General features: G+C 63.4%; 14 protein-coding genes. 6 read left to right on the forward strand and 8 right to left on the reverse strand.

What is annotated here, in order from left to right:
* Positions 1 to 16: 16 nt before the first annotated feature.
* The 7 genes from M2366_RS04165 to torS form a co-directional block, all read right to left on the reverse strand.
* The gene (locus M2366_RS04165; RefSeq protein WP_042041302.1) at positions 17 to 679 is read right to left on the reverse strand and encodes a riboflavin synthase; all 663 of its coding nucleotides are present in this window, start codon (positions 677 to 679) and stop codon (positions 17 to 19) included.
* 19 nt (positions 680 to 698) lie between these two features.
* Positions 699 to 1,808 (reverse strand): bifunctional diaminohydroxyphosphoribosylaminopyrimidine deaminase/5-amino-6-(5-phosphoribosylamino)uracil reductase RibD, encoded by a 1,110-nt coding sequence (gene ribD / locus M2366_RS04170; protein ID WP_259269027.1) that lies wholly within the window; start codon positions 1,806 to 1,808, stop codon positions 699 to 701.
* Positions 1,809 to 2,022: 214 nt separating this feature from the next.
* On the reverse strand, positions 2,023 to 2,472 hold the full coding sequence (gene nrdR, locus M2366_RS04175; RefSeq protein ID WP_042041300.1) for a transcriptional regulator NrdR: 450 nt from the start codon (positions 2,470 to 2,472) through the stop codon (positions 2,023 to 2,025).
* Positions 2,473 to 2,618: 146 nt separating this feature from the next.
* Positions 2,619 to 3,047, reverse strand: coding sequence for a hypothetical protein (locus tag M2366_RS04180; protein ID WP_259269028.1), 429 nt, complete (start codon positions 3,045 to 3,047; stop codon positions 2,619 to 2,621).
* Positions 3,048 to 3,156: 109 nt separating this feature from the next.
* A complete protein-coding gene (gene glyA / locus M2366_RS04185) occupies positions 3,157 to 4,410 on the reverse strand; it encodes a serine hydroxymethyltransferase (RefSeq protein WP_224432300.1) in 1,254 nt (417 codons plus the stop codon).
* 174 nt (positions 4,411 to 4,584) lie between these two features.
* Positions 4,585 to 4,803: a hypothetical protein gene (locus M2366_RS04190; protein ID WP_259269029.1), complete on the reverse strand. Its 219-nt coding sequence runs from the start codon at positions 4,801 to 4,803 to the stop codon at positions 4,585 to 4,587.
* 48 nt (positions 4,804 to 4,851) lie between these two features.
* On the reverse strand, positions 4,852 to 7,770 hold the full coding sequence (gene torS, locus M2366_RS04195) for a TMAO reductase system sensor histidine kinase/response regulator TorS (protein WP_259269030.1): 2,919 nt from the start codon (positions 7,768 to 7,770) through the stop codon (positions 4,852 to 4,854).
* A gap of 71 nt (positions 7,771 to 7,841) precedes the next feature.
* Between torS and torT the strand changes: the two genes are divergently transcribed.
* From torT to M2366_RS04210, 3 genes are all read left to right on the forward strand, one after another.
* Positions 7,842 to 8,921 (forward strand): TMAO reductase system periplasmic protein TorT, encoded by a 1,080-nt coding sequence (gene torT / locus M2366_RS04200; RefSeq protein ID WP_259269031.1) that lies wholly within the window; start codon positions 7,842 to 7,844, stop codon positions 8,919 to 8,921.
* A 261-nt stretch (positions 8,922 to 9,182) separates the two neighbouring features.
* Positions 9,183 to 9,716 (forward strand): GNAT family N-acetyltransferase, encoded by a 534-nt coding sequence (locus tag M2366_RS04205; RefSeq protein WP_224432296.1) that lies wholly within the window; start codon positions 9,183 to 9,185, stop codon positions 9,714 to 9,716.
* Positions 9,713 to 9,994 carry a phage terminase large subunit family protein gene (locus M2366_RS04210; RefSeq protein WP_259269032.1) on the forward strand — a complete coding sequence of 94 codons (282 nt, stop codon included), beginning with the start codon at positions 9,713 to 9,715 and terminating at the stop codon, positions 9,992 to 9,994. The genes M2366_RS04205 and M2366_RS04210 overlap by 4 nt, the downstream gene beginning before the upstream one ends.
* A gap of 91 nt (positions 9,995 to 10,085) precedes the next feature.
* Here the strand turns inward: M2366_RS04210 and torR are convergent, their stop codons facing one another.
* Positions 10,086 to 10,796: a two-component system response regulator TorR gene (torR, locus tag M2366_RS04215; protein WP_259269108.1), complete on the reverse strand. Its 711-nt coding sequence runs from the start codon at positions 10,794 to 10,796 to the stop codon at positions 10,086 to 10,088.
* 145 nt (positions 10,797 to 10,941) lie between these two features.
* On the opposite strand from torR, the gene torC reads away from it, so the two are divergent.
* The 3 genes from torC to torD all read left to right on the forward strand — a co-directional run bounded on the left by torC (position 10,942) and on the right by torD (position 15,397).
* Positions 10,942 to 12,105: a pentaheme c-type cytochrome TorC gene (gene torC / locus M2366_RS04220; RefSeq protein WP_259236524.1), complete on the forward strand. Its 1,164-nt coding sequence runs from the start codon at positions 10,942 to 10,944 to the stop codon at positions 12,103 to 12,105.
* A gap of 25 nt (positions 12,106 to 12,130) precedes the next feature.
* The gene (gene torA / locus M2366_RS04225) at positions 12,131 to 14,641 is read left to right on the forward strand and encodes a trimethylamine-N-oxide reductase TorA (RefSeq protein WP_259269033.1); all 2,511 of its coding nucleotides are present in this window, start codon (positions 12,131 to 12,133) and stop codon (positions 14,639 to 14,641) included.
* 93 nt (positions 14,642 to 14,734) lie between these two features.
* Positions 14,735 to 15,397 (forward strand): molecular chaperone TorD, encoded by a 663-nt coding sequence (gene torD / locus M2366_RS04230; RefSeq protein ID WP_259269034.1) that lies wholly within the window; start codon positions 14,735 to 14,737, stop codon positions 15,395 to 15,397.
* The last annotated feature ends 2 nt before the right edge of the window (positions 15,398 to 15,399 follow it).

Genomic DNA, 15,399 nt, shown 5'->3' on the forward strand with positions numbered 1-15,399 from the left:
TTCAATCAGACCGGGTTCACAAAAAACCCGATTGGGCCAACTTCTCCAAGGTCAGGTTGGAGGCCGGTGCCCCTTGTCTGCCTTGGGCGCCACCTTGCAGCAGCCGTTCGAGATAGCGGGCTATCTGATCCACCTCCAGGTTGACCCTGTGGCCCGGCTTCCAATTCGCGATCGTGGTCTCCTGGGCGGTGTGAGGCACTATGGTGAGCCGAAAATCGTCGCCCTTGACGGCGTTGACCGTCAGGCTGATGCCATCCACCGCGATGGATCCCTTCTCGGCGATGTAGCGCGAGAGTTCCGCGGGCGCCTTCACCCAGTACTCGATGGCGCGACCGCTGCTGGACTTGCTCTTCACCTCTCCCACGCCATCCACATGACCGGAGACCAGGTGGCCGCCGAGCCGCGAACTCGGGGTCAGTGCCTTCTCCAGATTGACCCTGTCCCCGACTCTTGCCTGGGCAAAGCCGCTGCGCGACAAGGTTTCGAGCGAGACATCCGCGCTGTAGCGCTTGTCGCCCAGGGTGACGACGGTGAGACATACGCCATTGGTGGCAATGGAGTCGCCCAGCTTGACGTCGCTAAAATCGAGCCCGGGGGCCTCGACCGTCAAGACCACGTCTTCCCCCTGGCGACGCAGCTCGACCAGGGTGCCCATGGTTTCGATAATTCCGGTAAACATGGTTTCTACCTCATCTGGCTCAAGCTAGCTTGGCCGTGATCCTGACGTCCTGACCGACCAGTCGCACATCTTTCAGGGTCAGTTTGGGTGCCTGGAACAGACGATCCAGGCCCGGCAACTGGAACATGCCTCTGCCCTCGTCACCCAGCAATTTAGGCGCCTGATAGAGCACCAGCTCGTCCACCAGCCCCTTCTCAAGCAGGGCACCACACAGGCGCGGCCCCGCCTCGACCAGCACAGAGTTGATCCCCTGTTTGGCCAGCAACATGAACAGACTGACCAGATCGACCCGCCCATCCAGCTTGGGCAGGGTGAGCTGCTGCACCGTCTCTGGCCACTCCCCTTCACTTTGCAGCCTCGCCAGCAGCACGGGACCCGGGCTTGCAAAGAGCGGCAAGTCCGGCGTGATGCGGTTTTGGGAGTCAATCACCACCCGCAAGGGCTGGCGCAGGCTCTCCTTGGGATAGGCAAGCTTGACCGAGGCTGGCAACTCGTCCCAGCGCACGTTGAGGGACGCGCCGTCGGCCAGCACCGTCTCGGCACTGGAGAGCACGGCATCGTGACGCGCCCGCAGCCGCTGTACGTCGGCACGGGCCAGGGGACCGGTGATCCACTGGCTCTCGCCACTCTTCATGGCGGTGCGCCCATCCAGGCTGGCACCGAGCTTGACGGTGACCTGCGGGAAACCAGTGCGCATCCGTTTGAAGAAACCGGGGTTGAGGGCTTCGGCCTCGGCGCTGAGCAGACCGAAGTCGGTCTTGATGCCGGCCTCGGAGAGCATGCGCAGACCACGCCCGCCGACCTGGGGATTGGGATCGACCATGGCGGCCACCACCCGGGCCACCCCCGCCTCAATCAAGGCCTCGGCGCAGGGCGGCGTGCGGCCATGATGGGAGCAGGGCTCCAGGGTCACGTAGGCAGTCGCGCCACGGGCGACTTCACCTGCGCCATGGAGGGCATAGACCTCGGCATGAGGCTGGCCGGCACGCTGGTGCCAGCCCTCGCCGACCACGACGCCATCCTTGACCAGCACGCAGCCGACGCAGGGGTTGGGGGCCGTGGTATAGCGGCCACGGCGAGCCAGTTCGAGGGCCCGACTCATCCATTGGTAATCATCTTGACTAAACATCTGGGCTCCTCTGACAAAACATCCCGGCTTTGCGCAGTATCGTAGGTTCGATTAGCGCAGCGTAATCGGACGCGGCAACATGGGTTAGCAGAAAGACTTACCTCTCCAGCTTGGCGATCTCTTCGCCGCATTATTTACATAAAAAGACGAATGTCTTCAAAGCGGTGACTGACGAAGAAAATCTCGTCTGTCGCATGTCGAGCCTTGTTCCAGGCTACTTCTCCAGCTTGGCGATCTCTTCGCCAAATTCACGAATGTCTTCAAAGCTGCGATAGACGGAGGCAAAGCGGATATAGGCGACCTTGTCGAGGCTCTTGAGCTCGTCCATCACCAGGTTGCCCACCATCTTGGAGGGGACTTCCCGCTCGCCGGTGGCGCGCAGCCGCGACTTGATGTGGTTGACCCCTTTTTCGATGGCCTCCATGCTCACCGGTCGCTTCTCCAGGGCCCGCAGTATGCCGGCACGCAGCTTGTCCTCGTTGAAGGGCTCGCGCGAGCCATTGGACTTGATGACTCGCGGCATCACCAGCTCGGCCATCTCGAAGGTAGTGAAACGCTCATGACAGAGCAGACACTCACGGCGGCGGCGCACCTGATGGCCTTCTGCCACCAACCGGGAATCGATCACCTTGGTATCAACGGCACTACAGAAAGGGCAATGCATCGGACCTCCGGCGTTAACGGAAAAGGCACCTGCCCCGCGGGGTCAGGATCGTGGCCGGCCAGTGTAACACGGCCACCCAAAACCGGTAAAAGCCCAGAAAAAACAATGCCACCCGCAGGTGTCACTGGGGCTTAAATGACGCCAATTCAGTCGTCATAGGGCAAGGTATCGGGATCGCAATCCACATAGTCGGGCACCGGATCTTGCCCGAACTGCACCGCATCGATGTGGGTCGCCCCCTGCATCAGCGCCTTGCTCACCCTGTGCATGCCATCCATGACCCGGCCCGCGCTGTCCAGGATGATGGGATAGGCGAGATCCGCGGCCAGCATCAGCTGGCAGTGCTCGACGATGCTGCGCACCGTGGGCTGCACGCTGCCATGCCCGTACCAGTGCACGCTGTCCAGCTCAGCAATCTGCGCAAGCGGCACCGCGCGCACTGGCAGCGCACGGCTGAGCCTCACCAGCCTGCGCACATCCCAGGCGAGCAGCCCCTCGGGCGCGGGGCGAAAGTGGTACTGGGCGCGGATGGACAGGATCGCTTCCTCGTCGGTGATGGTGGTCTCTTTGGGCATGCAGCCTCCTCGCTTGGTTGCACAAGCATGGTGCCCATGGCGGGGCCGGAATGCAAAAAACAATGCCACCCGAGGGTGGCATTGTTATCAAACCAAGATATCTGGCGTATCAGGCATAAACCGGCAGACGCGCGCAGATGGCCAGCACTTTCTCGCGCACTGTCGCCAGCACTTCGTCGTTGTCGTGATTGTCCAGCACGTCACAGATCCAGTGGGTCAGCTCGATGGACTCGGCTTCCTTGAAACCACGGCGGGTAATGGCCGGGGTACCGATCCGCACACCCGAGGTGACGAAGGGGGAACGCGGATCATTGGGCACCGAGTTCTTGTTGACGGTGATGTTGGCTTTACCAAGGGCCGCATCGGCCTCTTTGCCAGTCAGCTCACGGCCAATCAAGTCCACCAGCATCAGATGGTTGTCGGTACCGCCGGAGACGATCTTGTAGCCGCGCTCGATGAAGGTCGCCGCCATGGCTTTGGCGTTCTTGACAACCTGAGCCTGGTAGGTCTTGAACTCGGGCTCCAGCGCCTCTTTGAAGGCCACGGCCTTGCCGGCGATGACGTGCATCAGCGGGCCGCCCTGGCCGCCAGGGAAGACGGCGGAGTTCAGCTTCTTGTAGAGATCTTCGTCATCGGCGGCGGAGAGGATCAGACCACCACGGGGACCGGCCAGGGTCTTGTGGGTGGTGGAGGTGACGATGTGAGCATGGGGCACCGGGTTCGGGTAGACGCCAGCGGCGATCAGACCCGCCACGTGGGCCATGTCGACGAACAGCCAGGCACCAATCTTGTCGGCGATCTCGCGCATACGCGCCCAGTCAACCACGCCGGAGTAGGCGGAGAAGCCACCGATCATCATCTTCGGCTTGTGCTCAACGGCCAGGCGCTCCATCTCGTCATAGTCAATCTTGCCGGACTCATCGATGCCGTAAGGGATGATGTTGTACAGCTTGCCGGAGAAGTTGACCGGGGAGCCATGAGTCAGGTGACCGCCGTGGGCCAGGTTCATGCCCAGTACGGTATCGCCCGGCTGCAGCAGCGCCATATAGACGGCGCTGTTGGCCTGGGAGCCGGAGTGCGGCTGCACGTTGGCGTAAGTGGCACCAAACAGCTCCTTGGCACGTTCGATGGCCAGGGTTTCGACCACGTCGACGTACTCGCAACCACCGTAGTAGCGCTTGGCCGGATAGCCTTCGGCGTACTTGTTGGTCAACTGGGAGCCCTGGGCTTCCATGACCCGGGGGCTGGTGTAGTTCTCAGACGCGATCAGTTCGATATGCTCTTCCTGACGACGGGTTTCGTCTGTGATGGCCTGCCACAGCTGAGGGTCATAGCCTGCGATGGTCATGTCACGTTTCAACATCCGTTTATCTCCTGAAAATCGTTTGCGCGTGGGCGATATGGGGCCCGCGCATTGTAACCGCAGCGACATCAAAGGGACAGTCCGACCACCCAAAAAAATGTTGAATATATGTAAAAAAAACCATAAGTGAGTGTCACCACTCCCCGAATGGGGGCTCGGGCTGAGTGCCAGGCCCTATCCCTGCCAGATGCAACATGGCCTCGGCAGCGGCGGCATCATCAGGACTCGGCCAGCCAGGGCGACACCAGGAGAGTCAACGGTGGGCGGGATTGCCAGGCTATTGCAGCAAGCCTGAGTCAGGGAGGAGAGCGGGCATTCGCGCAGCCGGCAGAGCAGCAGGGGGGCGATGGGCAGCGCCACCACATCGCCGAGGCAGGCCAGATCCTGCGCCACCTTGGCCCGGAGCCCCCCAGCCTGACCGCGACCGTCCGCACCATAGCCTCACCGGCTCCCTGACTCCTCAACCCATCCCTGGGCCCGTCGCCACAGCGCCAGGGCGGCCAACGCCTGAGGCCACTGGCGTGCCAGCGCCTCGGGATCCCCCTGCCCCGCCTCCAGCTGCTCGCAGAGGGCGGCCAAGGCGTTCAGCCCCAGACTGGCGGCGCTGCCCCTGAGCTTGTGGGCGAGCCGACGACGCGCCTCGCCGGGGGCCGTCACCAGCAGCTCGCTCACCAACCCCTCTCCCTGCTGCTCGAACAACCTCAGCATGGTCGCGATGCGCTTGCTGCCCAGTTGGCGGAGATCCTCATCCAATATGGCTCCCACGGCGGCAAGCTCGGCAGGATCTGCCTCCCAGGGCCCGGCATGCCGCGAATACCCGACATGAGGAGGCGCCACCTCCTCCTCCCTTGCCTGGCCATCGGCAACAGGCAGGGCGGACTGCAAGGCATGTGGGTTCATCGGTGGGATGAAGATCCCGGCGATGCTGTCTGCCAGCTCAGCCAGCCGTACCGGCTTGCCGACGAACCCGGCAAAGCCGCTCCCCAGGCAGTGCTGTATATCTTCCGGGTACATCTGGGCCGAGATGGCGATGGCGGGCAGGGGTTGACCATGCTCCTCCTCGCTGATGGCGGCGAGATCCTCGCGCAGGCTGATGCCATCCATGTCTGGCAGATTGATGTCGAGCAGGGCCAGATCGAAGGGGCGCGCCGTGATGGCGGCCAGGGCGGTGCGGCCATCCTCGGCCATCACCACCCGATGACCGAGGCGCAGCAGCATCCCCTCGGCCACCAGCCGATTGATCTCGTTATCCTCCACCAGCAGGATGTCCCGCGGCTCGTTGAGGTTGATGCGGGCCTGCTGGCGCGGTCGCAACAAGGCGGTGGGTTGCAGCGCCAGACTGAAGGAGAAGCGGCAACCCTGACCCGGCTCGCTGGCGAGTTGCAGCTCCCCCCCCATGGCGCCGACCAGGCGGCGGCTGATGGCCAACCCCAGCCCGGTCCCGCCCTGATGACCCGCATCCCGACGGCGTTGGCGAAATGCCTCGAATACCCGCTCCTGCTCGCTCGCCGGTATGCCGGGCCCGCTATCGCTCACCGTGAACAGGATGCAGGGCTGGGGGCAGGGCCCATGGCAGCCCAGAGAGGAGAGGCTCAGCCGCACCTCGCCGCTGCGGGTGAACTTGATGCCATTGCCGAGCAGATTGGCCAGTACCTGGCGCAGCTTGCCGCCATCCCCCTCCACGGCGCGTGGCAGCTCGGGGGCCACTGACAGGCTCAATAGCAGCCCCTTGGCCTCGGCTCTTGGGCGAAACAGCGCCAACAGCTCATCGGCAAGCCCATGGAGATCGAAGGGCGCCCGCCTGGCCTCCAGGTGACCCGCCTCTATCTTGGAGTAGTCGAGTATGTCATTGAGGATCTCGAGCAGGGACTCGCCGCTCTGGCTGATGGCGGCCAGATAGCGCTGCTGGCCCGGACTCAGTCCTGTCTCCTCCAGCAGGCTGAGTCCACCGAGTATGCCGTTCATGGGGGTGCGAATTTCGTGGCTCATGGTGGCGAGGAAGATGGATTTGGCGCGGTTGGCCTGCTCCGCCTCAGCCCTGGCCTGAGCCTGCTTGGCCACCTCTTCGTTGAGACGCACATTGGCCAGGCTGAGCTGATCGGTGCGCTCCGCGACCCGGGATTCGAGCGCTTGCTGATAACGGCGCAGCTCGATGGCGTTGTCGCGAAAAACCCCAAGGGCCTGAGCAAGCCGCGCCAGTTCATCCCGCCCGCTGACAGGGACGAGGGGCTGACCCAGATCCCCCTGGGCCAGGGCGCTGAGGCTGCGGGTGGTGCGCTGCAACGGCCAGACAATGCGGCCATAGACGAAGCGCCACATCAGCAGCCCGAGCGACAGCAAGGTCAGGACGCCGATCACCCCCAGTGCATGTCTGGTCTGGGTCAGTCGCTCACTAAGCTGCTGCTGGCTCTGCTCGAGGGAGCTGCGTGCCCCCTTGACCCGCTCGGCCACGTTGCGATTGAGTCGCTCCATCAATACCTGATTGCTGGCCGAGAGCGCGACCAGGGCCTGACCCACCCCCAGCCATTGGCGGCGTGTCTGGGCGAGTCGCTCCCCTTGCGCCAATTGACTCAGTGCCTCCCTCACCTTCTGACTGCGCCCCGGATCGGCCACGGCCCCTGCCCTGAGCCGGATCACCGCCAAGTCCTGTGCATAATCGCTCATCAAGCTGTCGAGGCGCTCACCACGCTCGGCGCGCCACAGCTCCTCGATCCGCTGCTGCTGCATCAGGGTACGGTGGCGCAGCTCCGTCATCTGCTCGAGCCAGTCGAGATCCTGTTCGAGCAGGGTATCGAGCGCCGAGCGAGCGGCTTCCCCCTGCAGACGATAGAGGCCGCCGATGTTGGCCACCGTCACCGTCTGGGCATTCTCCATCTGGCTGCGCGCCAGCTCGGCGACTCGGCCAGCGGCCGCCACCAGTTCGGCGCGCAGTGGCTCCCCCTGCCCCTGCAACGCCAACCGCTCACCCACCAGCCGCCCCTGCTGCCCCACATTGCCGAGAATGGCTAGGCCCAACTGATCGAGAGACTGCCAGTCTGGATCCTGCTCGCGCCCCTCCCCAAGCTGACCCAGCAGGCGCTGGAGCTGCTGGCCCTGCAGGGTCAGCAATCGGCCCTGGTGGGTACGCTCCGCCTCGTTGGCCGCCATGGTGAGCAGACGGGAGGAGGCGAGTATGTCGCTGCTCACCTGGGCCAGCTCCCGGGCGCCATCCAGGGTCAACAAGGTGTGTTGCAGACGTCGATCCAGGGTGCCCAGATGACTGAGGCCAAACCAGCCGACTAGGGAGGCGGTCAGGGTCAGCAGGGCCATCAGGGAGAAGGCGAGCAGCAGCTTGCCACCAAGACCGGAGAGAGTTCGCACAACAGGGCCTCTTGGTTGTCACAGTGATTGTCGGGATAATATGGCCTCACACTCTAACAAAAGCCGCCGCCATGCGATGCCTGATCCTCAGCCTGCTGCTCACCTTGCCCCCTGCATTCGCCCATGCGGCCTTCGAGATCCAGCGCTGGCCCACGGCCGCGGAGGCATCCCCCGTGACCACCTGGACGGGGCCCGAGCGGGCCACGCAACCATGGGTGCTATGCGCCCTCTATCCGCACCTTCGCGATGCCTACTGGCTCTCGGTCAATCAGGGCATGGTGGAAGAGGCCAGGCGGCTCGGTGTCGGCTTGCGGGTCCATGAAGCGGGCGGTTATGGTGCCCAGGTCGAGCAGGCTCGCCAGCTCGATGAGTGTGCCAGAGAGGGGAGCGATGCCATCTTGCTCGGCGCCGTCGACGGCCCGGCGCTGGCCAACGCCATTCGCCAGAGCCCCTTGCCGGTGTTCGGGCTGGTCAATGCCCTGCCATCGGATCTGGTCGTCGCCCAGGTGGGGGTGGCCTGGTATCAGATGGGCTGGCGCATCGGCCACTGGTTGGCGGAGCGTCACCCGGCTGGCACGCCGCCGGTGCGAGTGGCCTTGTTGCCGGGCCCCGAGGGGCGAGGCGGCAATCAGGTGGTCGAGCCCGGCTTCACCGCCGCCATTGACGGCAGTGCGGTCGAGCTGGTCGACACCCTGCGCGGCGACAACAGCCGCGAGATCCAGCGCACTCTGGTACAGCAACTGCTGACCCAGCATCCCCATCTGGATTACCTGGTGGGAGGGGCCATGGCCGCCGAGGTGGCGGTGAACGAATTGACGCGGCGCAGCCCGGATGACGCGACAACCAGCCAGTCCCGCCAGCCCGCGGTGCTCGCCATCTATTCCAGCCACGGGGTGGAGCGCGCCCTGCTGCGCGGCAAACTGGCCCTGGCAAACAGCGACCAGATGCGCGAGCAAGGCCGTCTGGCCGTTGCCCAGGCCGTCTGTCTGCTGCAATCCCCCCAGGCCGATGAGCAGCAATGCCCTCGCCATATGGGCCCCCCTATCCTCACCCTGAGCAGTGCCATGATGACAGACAGCCGCACCCTGTCTGATCCCAATTTTCGCCCCGTCTATCGGGTCGAACCCAGCAACCACTCCACCGGGCACTAGCTCAGGCGCAGCGACGCGTCACTCATCTGCAGAGGGCCAAGAGCGAGGGCTGACAGACGACAAGCTGCCGGACAGGCCGTTCATGGGGTCTTTTTAGACACCGATACTGAACCGGAGCTGTACCAGGATTCGATTGTCACTTCTTTGTCGCGAAACCTGACCCTCGTCATGGTTCCTCGGGCAAGCCCCTCATATGATGGCTGCACGATCTCCATATGAACCTTTTTGTCTGTTCAACCTGTGACACGGTAGGAGAAGCAGATGACCAGCCTCAGACTCAAGCCTGCCTGCCTTGACCTCTATCCCGAGTTTGCTCTGGCCTGCCACCGCGATGCCTGGTGCATCAGTCATGGCAGCGTCGCCGGCTTTGATGAGGCGCAGACGCGGGTCTGGCTCGATACCCTGACACGGGAACAGCCCCAGGGGTTGCTGCACCTCTGGCGTCATCACAGCCCCATCGGTCAGCTTGAGTTGGCGCCCGCCATGGCACGCATGGATGGCAGCCTGGGGGGATACATCTATCTGCTTTATCTGGTGCCGCAATGGCGGGGCCGCGGTCTGGGACGCTGGTTGCTGGAACAGGCGCTGCAACGGATCCGCGCCGCAGGCAGTACCTCGGCCGGGTTGCGTTATGTGCCGACCCATCTCGCCGCCGAATGCTTCTATCTGCGCCAAGGCTGGCGCAAAGAGGGTCGCGCCGATGAGCGAGGTCAACTGCTCGTCAAAGATCTGACCCCCCTGATGCCCCCCATGCGCTATGCCAGCCCCCTTAGCACAAAGAGGAAATCACCATGAACAACCCCCTGTTTTTACTGATAGTGTTGGTCTTTTTCATCTTCTATTGGGTCTACTATTGTGCCGGGCGCAAACGGGCCAACCGAGCCGGCTGGCAGGCCCTGCCAACCCGGGAGCAGTACCTGATCCTGCACCCCGAGTCCCGGGTCGATGACCAGATAGCCTGCCACCACTGCGGTCACCAACATCTGCAAGCCCAGGGTCTGGTACATCTCGCCGACTTTCGCCATCAATACGCCTGTCCTCACTGCCGCCAGGTACTGTTCAGGACCCAGTAGCGCGGCCGGTGCGGGTGTGACCTCGCAAGCATGCGATGTCAGCGGGCCGTGACAAACCCCTGGGCGCTGGCATCTCCCTCCACGATATGACTCAGGACTGGATATCGGCGGCGAACAGGTATCCCTCGCCATGCACTGTGACAAACAGCTGGGGATCCTGTGGACTTTGTTCCATCTTGCCGCGCAGGCGGCGGATCAGCACGTCTATGGTGCGATCCCCTGGGCCGTCGCCGCGGTGACTGATGAGGGAGAGGATCCGCTCCCGACTCAGCACCCGGCCAGGGTGAGCCACGAAGGCCACCAGCAGCTCATATTCCGCCTTGGTCAGGCGCACGGCAATGCCATCCTTGCTGAGCTGGCGGCGGGGAATGTCGAAGCGCCAGGGGCCAAAACGCACCGCATCATCGCTCTCCTCGGCCTGAGTCTGGCTGCCCATCAGGGCGATGCGCCACAGCAAGTTTTTGACCCGCACCAGCAGCTCGCGCAACTCGAACGGCTTGGTGACATAGTCATCGGCCCCCATCTCCAGGCCGACGATCCTGTCCACCGCATCACTGCGTCCCGTCACCAAGATGATGCCAACCGTACTCTGGGCCCTGAGCTCACGGGTCAGCAGCAGGCCATCCTCACCGGGCAGGTTGATGTCGAGCATCACCAGGGAGACGCTATCACGCGCCATCAGGGCCCGCATCTCCTTGCCGTCACCCGCCGCGCTCACCCGATAGCCCTCACGCTCGAAATAGCCGACCAGCTTCTCGCGGGTCACGGCATCGTCTTCAACAACCAGGATATGAGGGCGCATCGGTAGATTCCACAGCAGTAACAGGGTCATTATTCTATTCATATTTTGTCATAAATACCCCTATTTCATTCATTTCCCCCGCCAACCCTGTTCACAGCATCTCCCTATCATGAGCCCATCAAAAGAGTCATAAGAGCAAACACTCATGAAAAAACTGTGGCAATGGCTGCGCACTCCCAGTCGACGCTGGTCGGTACTGGCCCTGGTACTGGTCGGCGTCGGCGTGACCCTGGCGGGCTCGGTGGGTCTGCATTACGGCTTCGAGAAGACCAGCAGCCTCGAGTTTTGTGTCTCCTGTCACACCATGGAGAGCACCGTCTACCCCGAGTACAAGGAGTCGGTGCACTTCAAGAACGCCTCAGGGGTGCAGGCCATCTGCACCGATTGCCATCAGCCCAAAGACTTCGTCGGCAAGGTGGTACGCAAGATGGAGGCGGCCAACGATCTCTATCAGCAGTTCATCGGCCACAGCATCGATACCCAGGAGAAGTTCGAGGACAGGCGTCTGCACCTGGCCGAACGGGTCTGGGCACGGATGAGCAGCCAGAACTCCAAGACCTGCAAGTCCTGCCACAGCTACGACAACATGGATCACGCCAAGCAGTCCCCCGCCGCGGCCCTGGCCATGAAAGATGCCGCCGCCAAGAACATGAACTGCATCGAGTGCCACAAGGGCATCGCCCATGAGCTGCCCAACATGGCGGGGGGCTTCAGGGCCAGCTTCGCCAAGTTGCAGGCAGAGGCCATAGCGGCACCGGCCGCCGAGGTGCTCTACAGCCTGGGCGAGAAGGACCTGTTTGCCAGCCAGACGGCGAGCGAGCCGGCCGGGCGCCTGCTGCCCGCCTCCCGTATCGAGGTGCTGGAACGCAGTGGCGATCGGCTCAGGGTCAACATCGAAGGCTGGCGCGAACGTGACGGCAAGGGTCGGGTACTGAGCGAGTACATGGGCAAGCGAGTCTTCGTCGCCACGGTGCGCGACGAGCTCAAGGCCGGTGAACAGATCCTCGCCGAGCAGACGGATCCGGCCACCCATATCCAGTGGCAGCAGGTGAAGGTGAGTGCCTGGGTCGACGGCCAGGGGCTCGAATCCTCACTCAAACCCATCTGGGACTACGCCGGCGAGATGTACAAATCCACCTGCAACTCCTGCCACGGGGCGCCGGATCCGGCCCACTTCACCGCCAATGGCTGGATCTCCGGGCTCAAGGCGATGTCTGCCTACTACCGCCTCAGCAAAGAGGAAGAGCGCACCCTGCTCAAATATCTGCAAAGCCACGCCGCCGATACCGGTGGTCAGGGCCAGCACTAACCCCATTTGAAAGAGGACAGACACAATGATCACAGTTTCCCGACGTGGTTTTCTGGGGGGCATGCTGGCCGGTGGCGCGGCGGCCCTGGTCGGCCCCTCCTTGCTGGGCCGTGCGGTGCAAGCCGCCGAGGCCCAGGACAAGCTGGTGCTGTCAGGTTCCCACTGGGGTGCGTTTCGCGCCCGGGTGGTCGAGGGGCGCTGGGTCGAGACCCGGCCATTCGAGCATGACAAACACCCGACCGAGATGTTGCAAGGCTTGCGTGAGGTGGTCTACAACCCCTCCCGCGTCCGCTACCCCATGGTGCGCCTCGATTGGCTGCGCAAGGGACACCTCTCCGATGCCCAGGAGCGTGGCCAGAATCGCTTCGTGCGCGTCAGCTGGTCCCAGGCCCTGGACTTCTTCTATCACGAGCTGGAACGAGTGCAGAAAAACCATGGCCCGAGCGCCCTCTATGCCGGCCACTCCGGCTGGCAATCGGTGGGCAAGTTCCACTCCGCCGGTGCCATGCTGGGGCGTGCCATGAACCTGCACGGCACCTATCTGAGCAAGGCCGGAGATTACTCCACCGGCGCCGCCCAGGTGATCCTGCCCCACGTGGCGGGCGCCATGGAGGTGTACGAACAGCAGACCTCCTGGCCCCTGGTGCTGGAGCACAGCAAGACCATCGTCATCTGGGGATCCGATCCCATCAAGAACCTGCAGGTGGGTTGGCTGGTGCCGGATCACGGGGTCTATGCCTATTGGGAGCAGCTCAGGGAGAAGGTCGCCAGGGGCGAGATCCGGGTGATCAGCGTCGATCCGGTCAAGTCCAAGACCCAGAAGTTCCTTGGCTGCGAGCAGGTCGCCCTCAACCCCCAGACGGATCTCCCCTTGATGCTGGCCCTGGCGCACACCCTGCACAGCGAGGGTCTGCACGATGCCAAGTTCCTCAAGGAGTACACCACCGGCTACGACAAGTTTCTGCCTTACTTGCTGGGGGAGCAGGACGGTCAAGCCAAGGACGCCGACTGGGCCGCCCCCCTCTGCGGCATCTCCGCCGACACCATCCGCGAGCTGGCCCGCACCCTCGCAGGCGGACGAACCCAGCTCATCGGTGGCTGGTGTGTGCAGCGCATGCACCACGGCGAACAGTACGCCTGGATGCTGGTGGTACTGGCCGCCATGCTGGGCCAGATTGGCCTGCCCGGGGGGGGATTTGGCTTTGGCTGGCACTACAACGGTGCCGGTACCATCACCTCGACCGGCCCCATCATGTCCGGCTTCAGCTCCGTCATCCCCGGCACCAAGCCGATCCATGACGGCGACTTCAAGGGGTACTCCAAGTACATCCCGGTGGCGCGCTTCGTGGACTGCATCCTCAATCCGGGGCAGACCATCGACTTCAACGGCCAGACCATCACCTACCCGGAAATGAAGATGGCGGTGTTCTGCGGCAACAACCCCTTCCATCACCAGCAGGATCGCAACAAGATGATCGCGGCCTGGCGCAAGCTGGAGACCGTGGTCAGCATCGATCACCAGTGGACCGCCAGCTGCCGCTTCGCCGACATAGTGCTGCCCGCCACCACCACCTACGAGCGCGATGACATCGAGCAGTGGGGTTCCCATGCCAATGCCGGCATCCTGGCGATGCACAAGATTGTGGATCCGCTGTTCGAAGCCCGCGACGACTACGATATCTTCGCCGATCTCTGCCGCCGCTTCGGGCGCGAGGCCGAGTTCACCGGCGGCAAGAGCAAGCTGGAGTGGATCCAGAGCATCTATGACGACGCCCGCCTGCAGGGTCGCGGCATCGGTATTCGTTTGCCTCGCTTCAGCCAGTTCTGGCACGGAGAGGGCTTCGTCAGTCTGCCTGCGGGTGAGCCCTGGGTGCGCCACGCGGCGTTCCGTCAGGAGCCAGATCTGGAGCCGCTCGGCACGCCATCCGGCCTCATCGAGATCTATTCCAAGACCATCGCCGACTTCGGTTACGCCGATTGCCCCGGCCATCCGGTCTGGATTGAACCCTATGAGCGCTCCCACGGTGGTTCTGGCAGCCAGCGCTATCCGCTGCATCTGCAATCTTGTCACCCGGACAAGCGGCTGCACAGCCAGCTCTGCTCCTCGGACCACTTCCGCGCCAGCTACGCGGTGCAGGGGCGGGAGCCACTCTACATGAGCCCGCAAGATGCCAAGGCACGCGGTCTCAAGGATGGCGATCTGGTGCGCGCCTTCAACGCCCGTGGTCAGGTGCTGGCGGGACTGGTGGTGAGCGAGGACTACGCCCCCGGGGTGGTGCGCATCCACGAAGGTGCCTGGTATGGCCCCCAGGAGGGGGGCAAGGTGGGCACCCTGTGCACCTATGGCGACCCGAACGTGTTGACTGCCGATATCGGCGCTTCTCGCCTCTCCCAGGCCACCACGGCGCACACCGCCCTGGTGGACGTCGAGAAGTTCGAAGGCGCCATCCCGGCCATCACCGCCTTTGGCGCGCCCGACACGGCAGCGGGCATAGACCCCATGTTCCCGGCTCGGGCGGCGAGCCAACGAGGCTAGCCCGGACAAAAGGGAAACCACGGTTTCCTTTATTATCAAAGTCGTTAGAATCGGGGGCCATCATGGCTCCCGATTGTCATCAACGGAGGAAAAATGCAGGAATTTCTGGCCACAAGCGAACGCAGGGCCGAACTCTACTGGTGGTTTGCCACCCTGTTTGCCGCCGAACTGTCTGATGAGCAGATCGCCGAATACGATAGCTACGACGTGCGCAGCTTCTTGAAGAGTCTCTCGACCCTGGATCCCATGCGTGACGCCGTGACCGAGCTCAACGACGCCATCGCCCGTCTGCTGGTGCGCCCCGATCGCCAGCTGGAGCTGGCCGCCGATTTCGCCGGCCTGTTCCTCAGTGACCCCAAGCAAGGGGTGCCGCCTTATGAATCCCTCTATCGCGGCGAAGGGGGCTTGTTGATGCAGGCGCCCATGACCCTGATGCAGGCGCGCCTCACCCGGCTTGGCATCAGCGTCAGCGACAAGTACAAGGAGCCGGAAGATCACCTGGCCATCGAACTGGATCTGATGGGCAACCTCATCATTCGCGCCGCCGAAGCCACCAACGCCGATGAGCGCAGCCGTTGGCTCGCCGAACAGGCTGCACTGCTGCATGACCACCTGCTCGGCTGGTTCGAACGCTTCGAACAGGGGTGCCGCGCCAAAGATGCCTTCGGCTTCTATGGCGCCTGCGCCCGCCTGCTCGGGGTCTTCCTGGTGATGGATGCCAATTACCTCAGCCTGGTTCAGGGCCAGGAGTCCTGAGT

This window comes from Aeromonas sp. BIGb0405 (assembly GCF_024807335.1).
Lineage (GTDB): Bacteria > Pseudomonadota > Gammaproteobacteria > Enterobacterales > Aeromonadaceae > Aeromonas > Aeromonas rivuli.

Bases quoted from the DNA above. Each gene is read 5' to 3' on its own strand.
- M2366_RS04165 (WP_042041302.1), bottom strand. From the start codon at position 679: ATGTTTACCGGAATTATCGAAACCATGGGCACCCTGGTCGAGCTGCGT.
- ribD (WP_259269027.1), bottom strand. From the start codon at position 1,808: ATGTTTAGTCAAGATGATTACCAATGGATGAGTCGGGCCCTCGAACTG.
- nrdR (WP_042041300.1), bottom strand. From the start codon at position 2,472: ATGCATTGCCCTTTCTGTAGTGCCGTTGATACCAAGGTGATCGATTCC.
- M2366_RS04180 (WP_259269028.1), bottom strand. From the start codon at position 3,047: ATGCCCAAAGAGACCACCATCACCGACGAGGAAGCGATCCTGTCCATC.
- glyA (WP_224432300.1), bottom strand. From the start codon at position 4,410: ATGTTGAAACGTGACATGACCATCGCAGGCTATGACCCTCAGCTGTGG.
- torT (WP_259269031.1), top strand. From the start codon at position 7,842: ATGCGATGCCTGATCCTCAGCCTGCTGCTCACCTTGCCCCCTGCATTC.
- M2366_RS04205 (WP_224432296.1), top strand. From the start codon at position 9,183: ATGACCAGCCTCAGACTCAAGCCTGCCTGCCTTGACCTCTATCCCGAG.
- M2366_RS04210 (WP_259269032.1), top strand. From the start codon at position 9,713: ATGAACAACCCCCTGTTTTTACTGATAGTGTTGGTCTTTTTCATCTTC.
- torR (WP_259269108.1), bottom strand. From the start codon at position 10,796: ATGCGCCCTCATATCCTGGTTGTTGAAGACGATGCCGTGACCCGCGAG.
- torC (WP_259236524.1), top strand. From the start codon at position 10,942: ATGAAAAAACTGTGGCAATGGCTGCGCACTCCCAGTCGACGCTGGTCG.
- torA (WP_259269033.1), top strand. From the start codon at position 12,131: ATGATCACAGTTTCCCGACGTGGTTTTCTGGGGGGCATGCTGGCCGGT.
- torD (WP_259269034.1), top strand. From the start codon at position 14,735: ATGCAGGAATTTCTGGCCACAAGCGAACGCAGGGCCGAACTCTACTGG.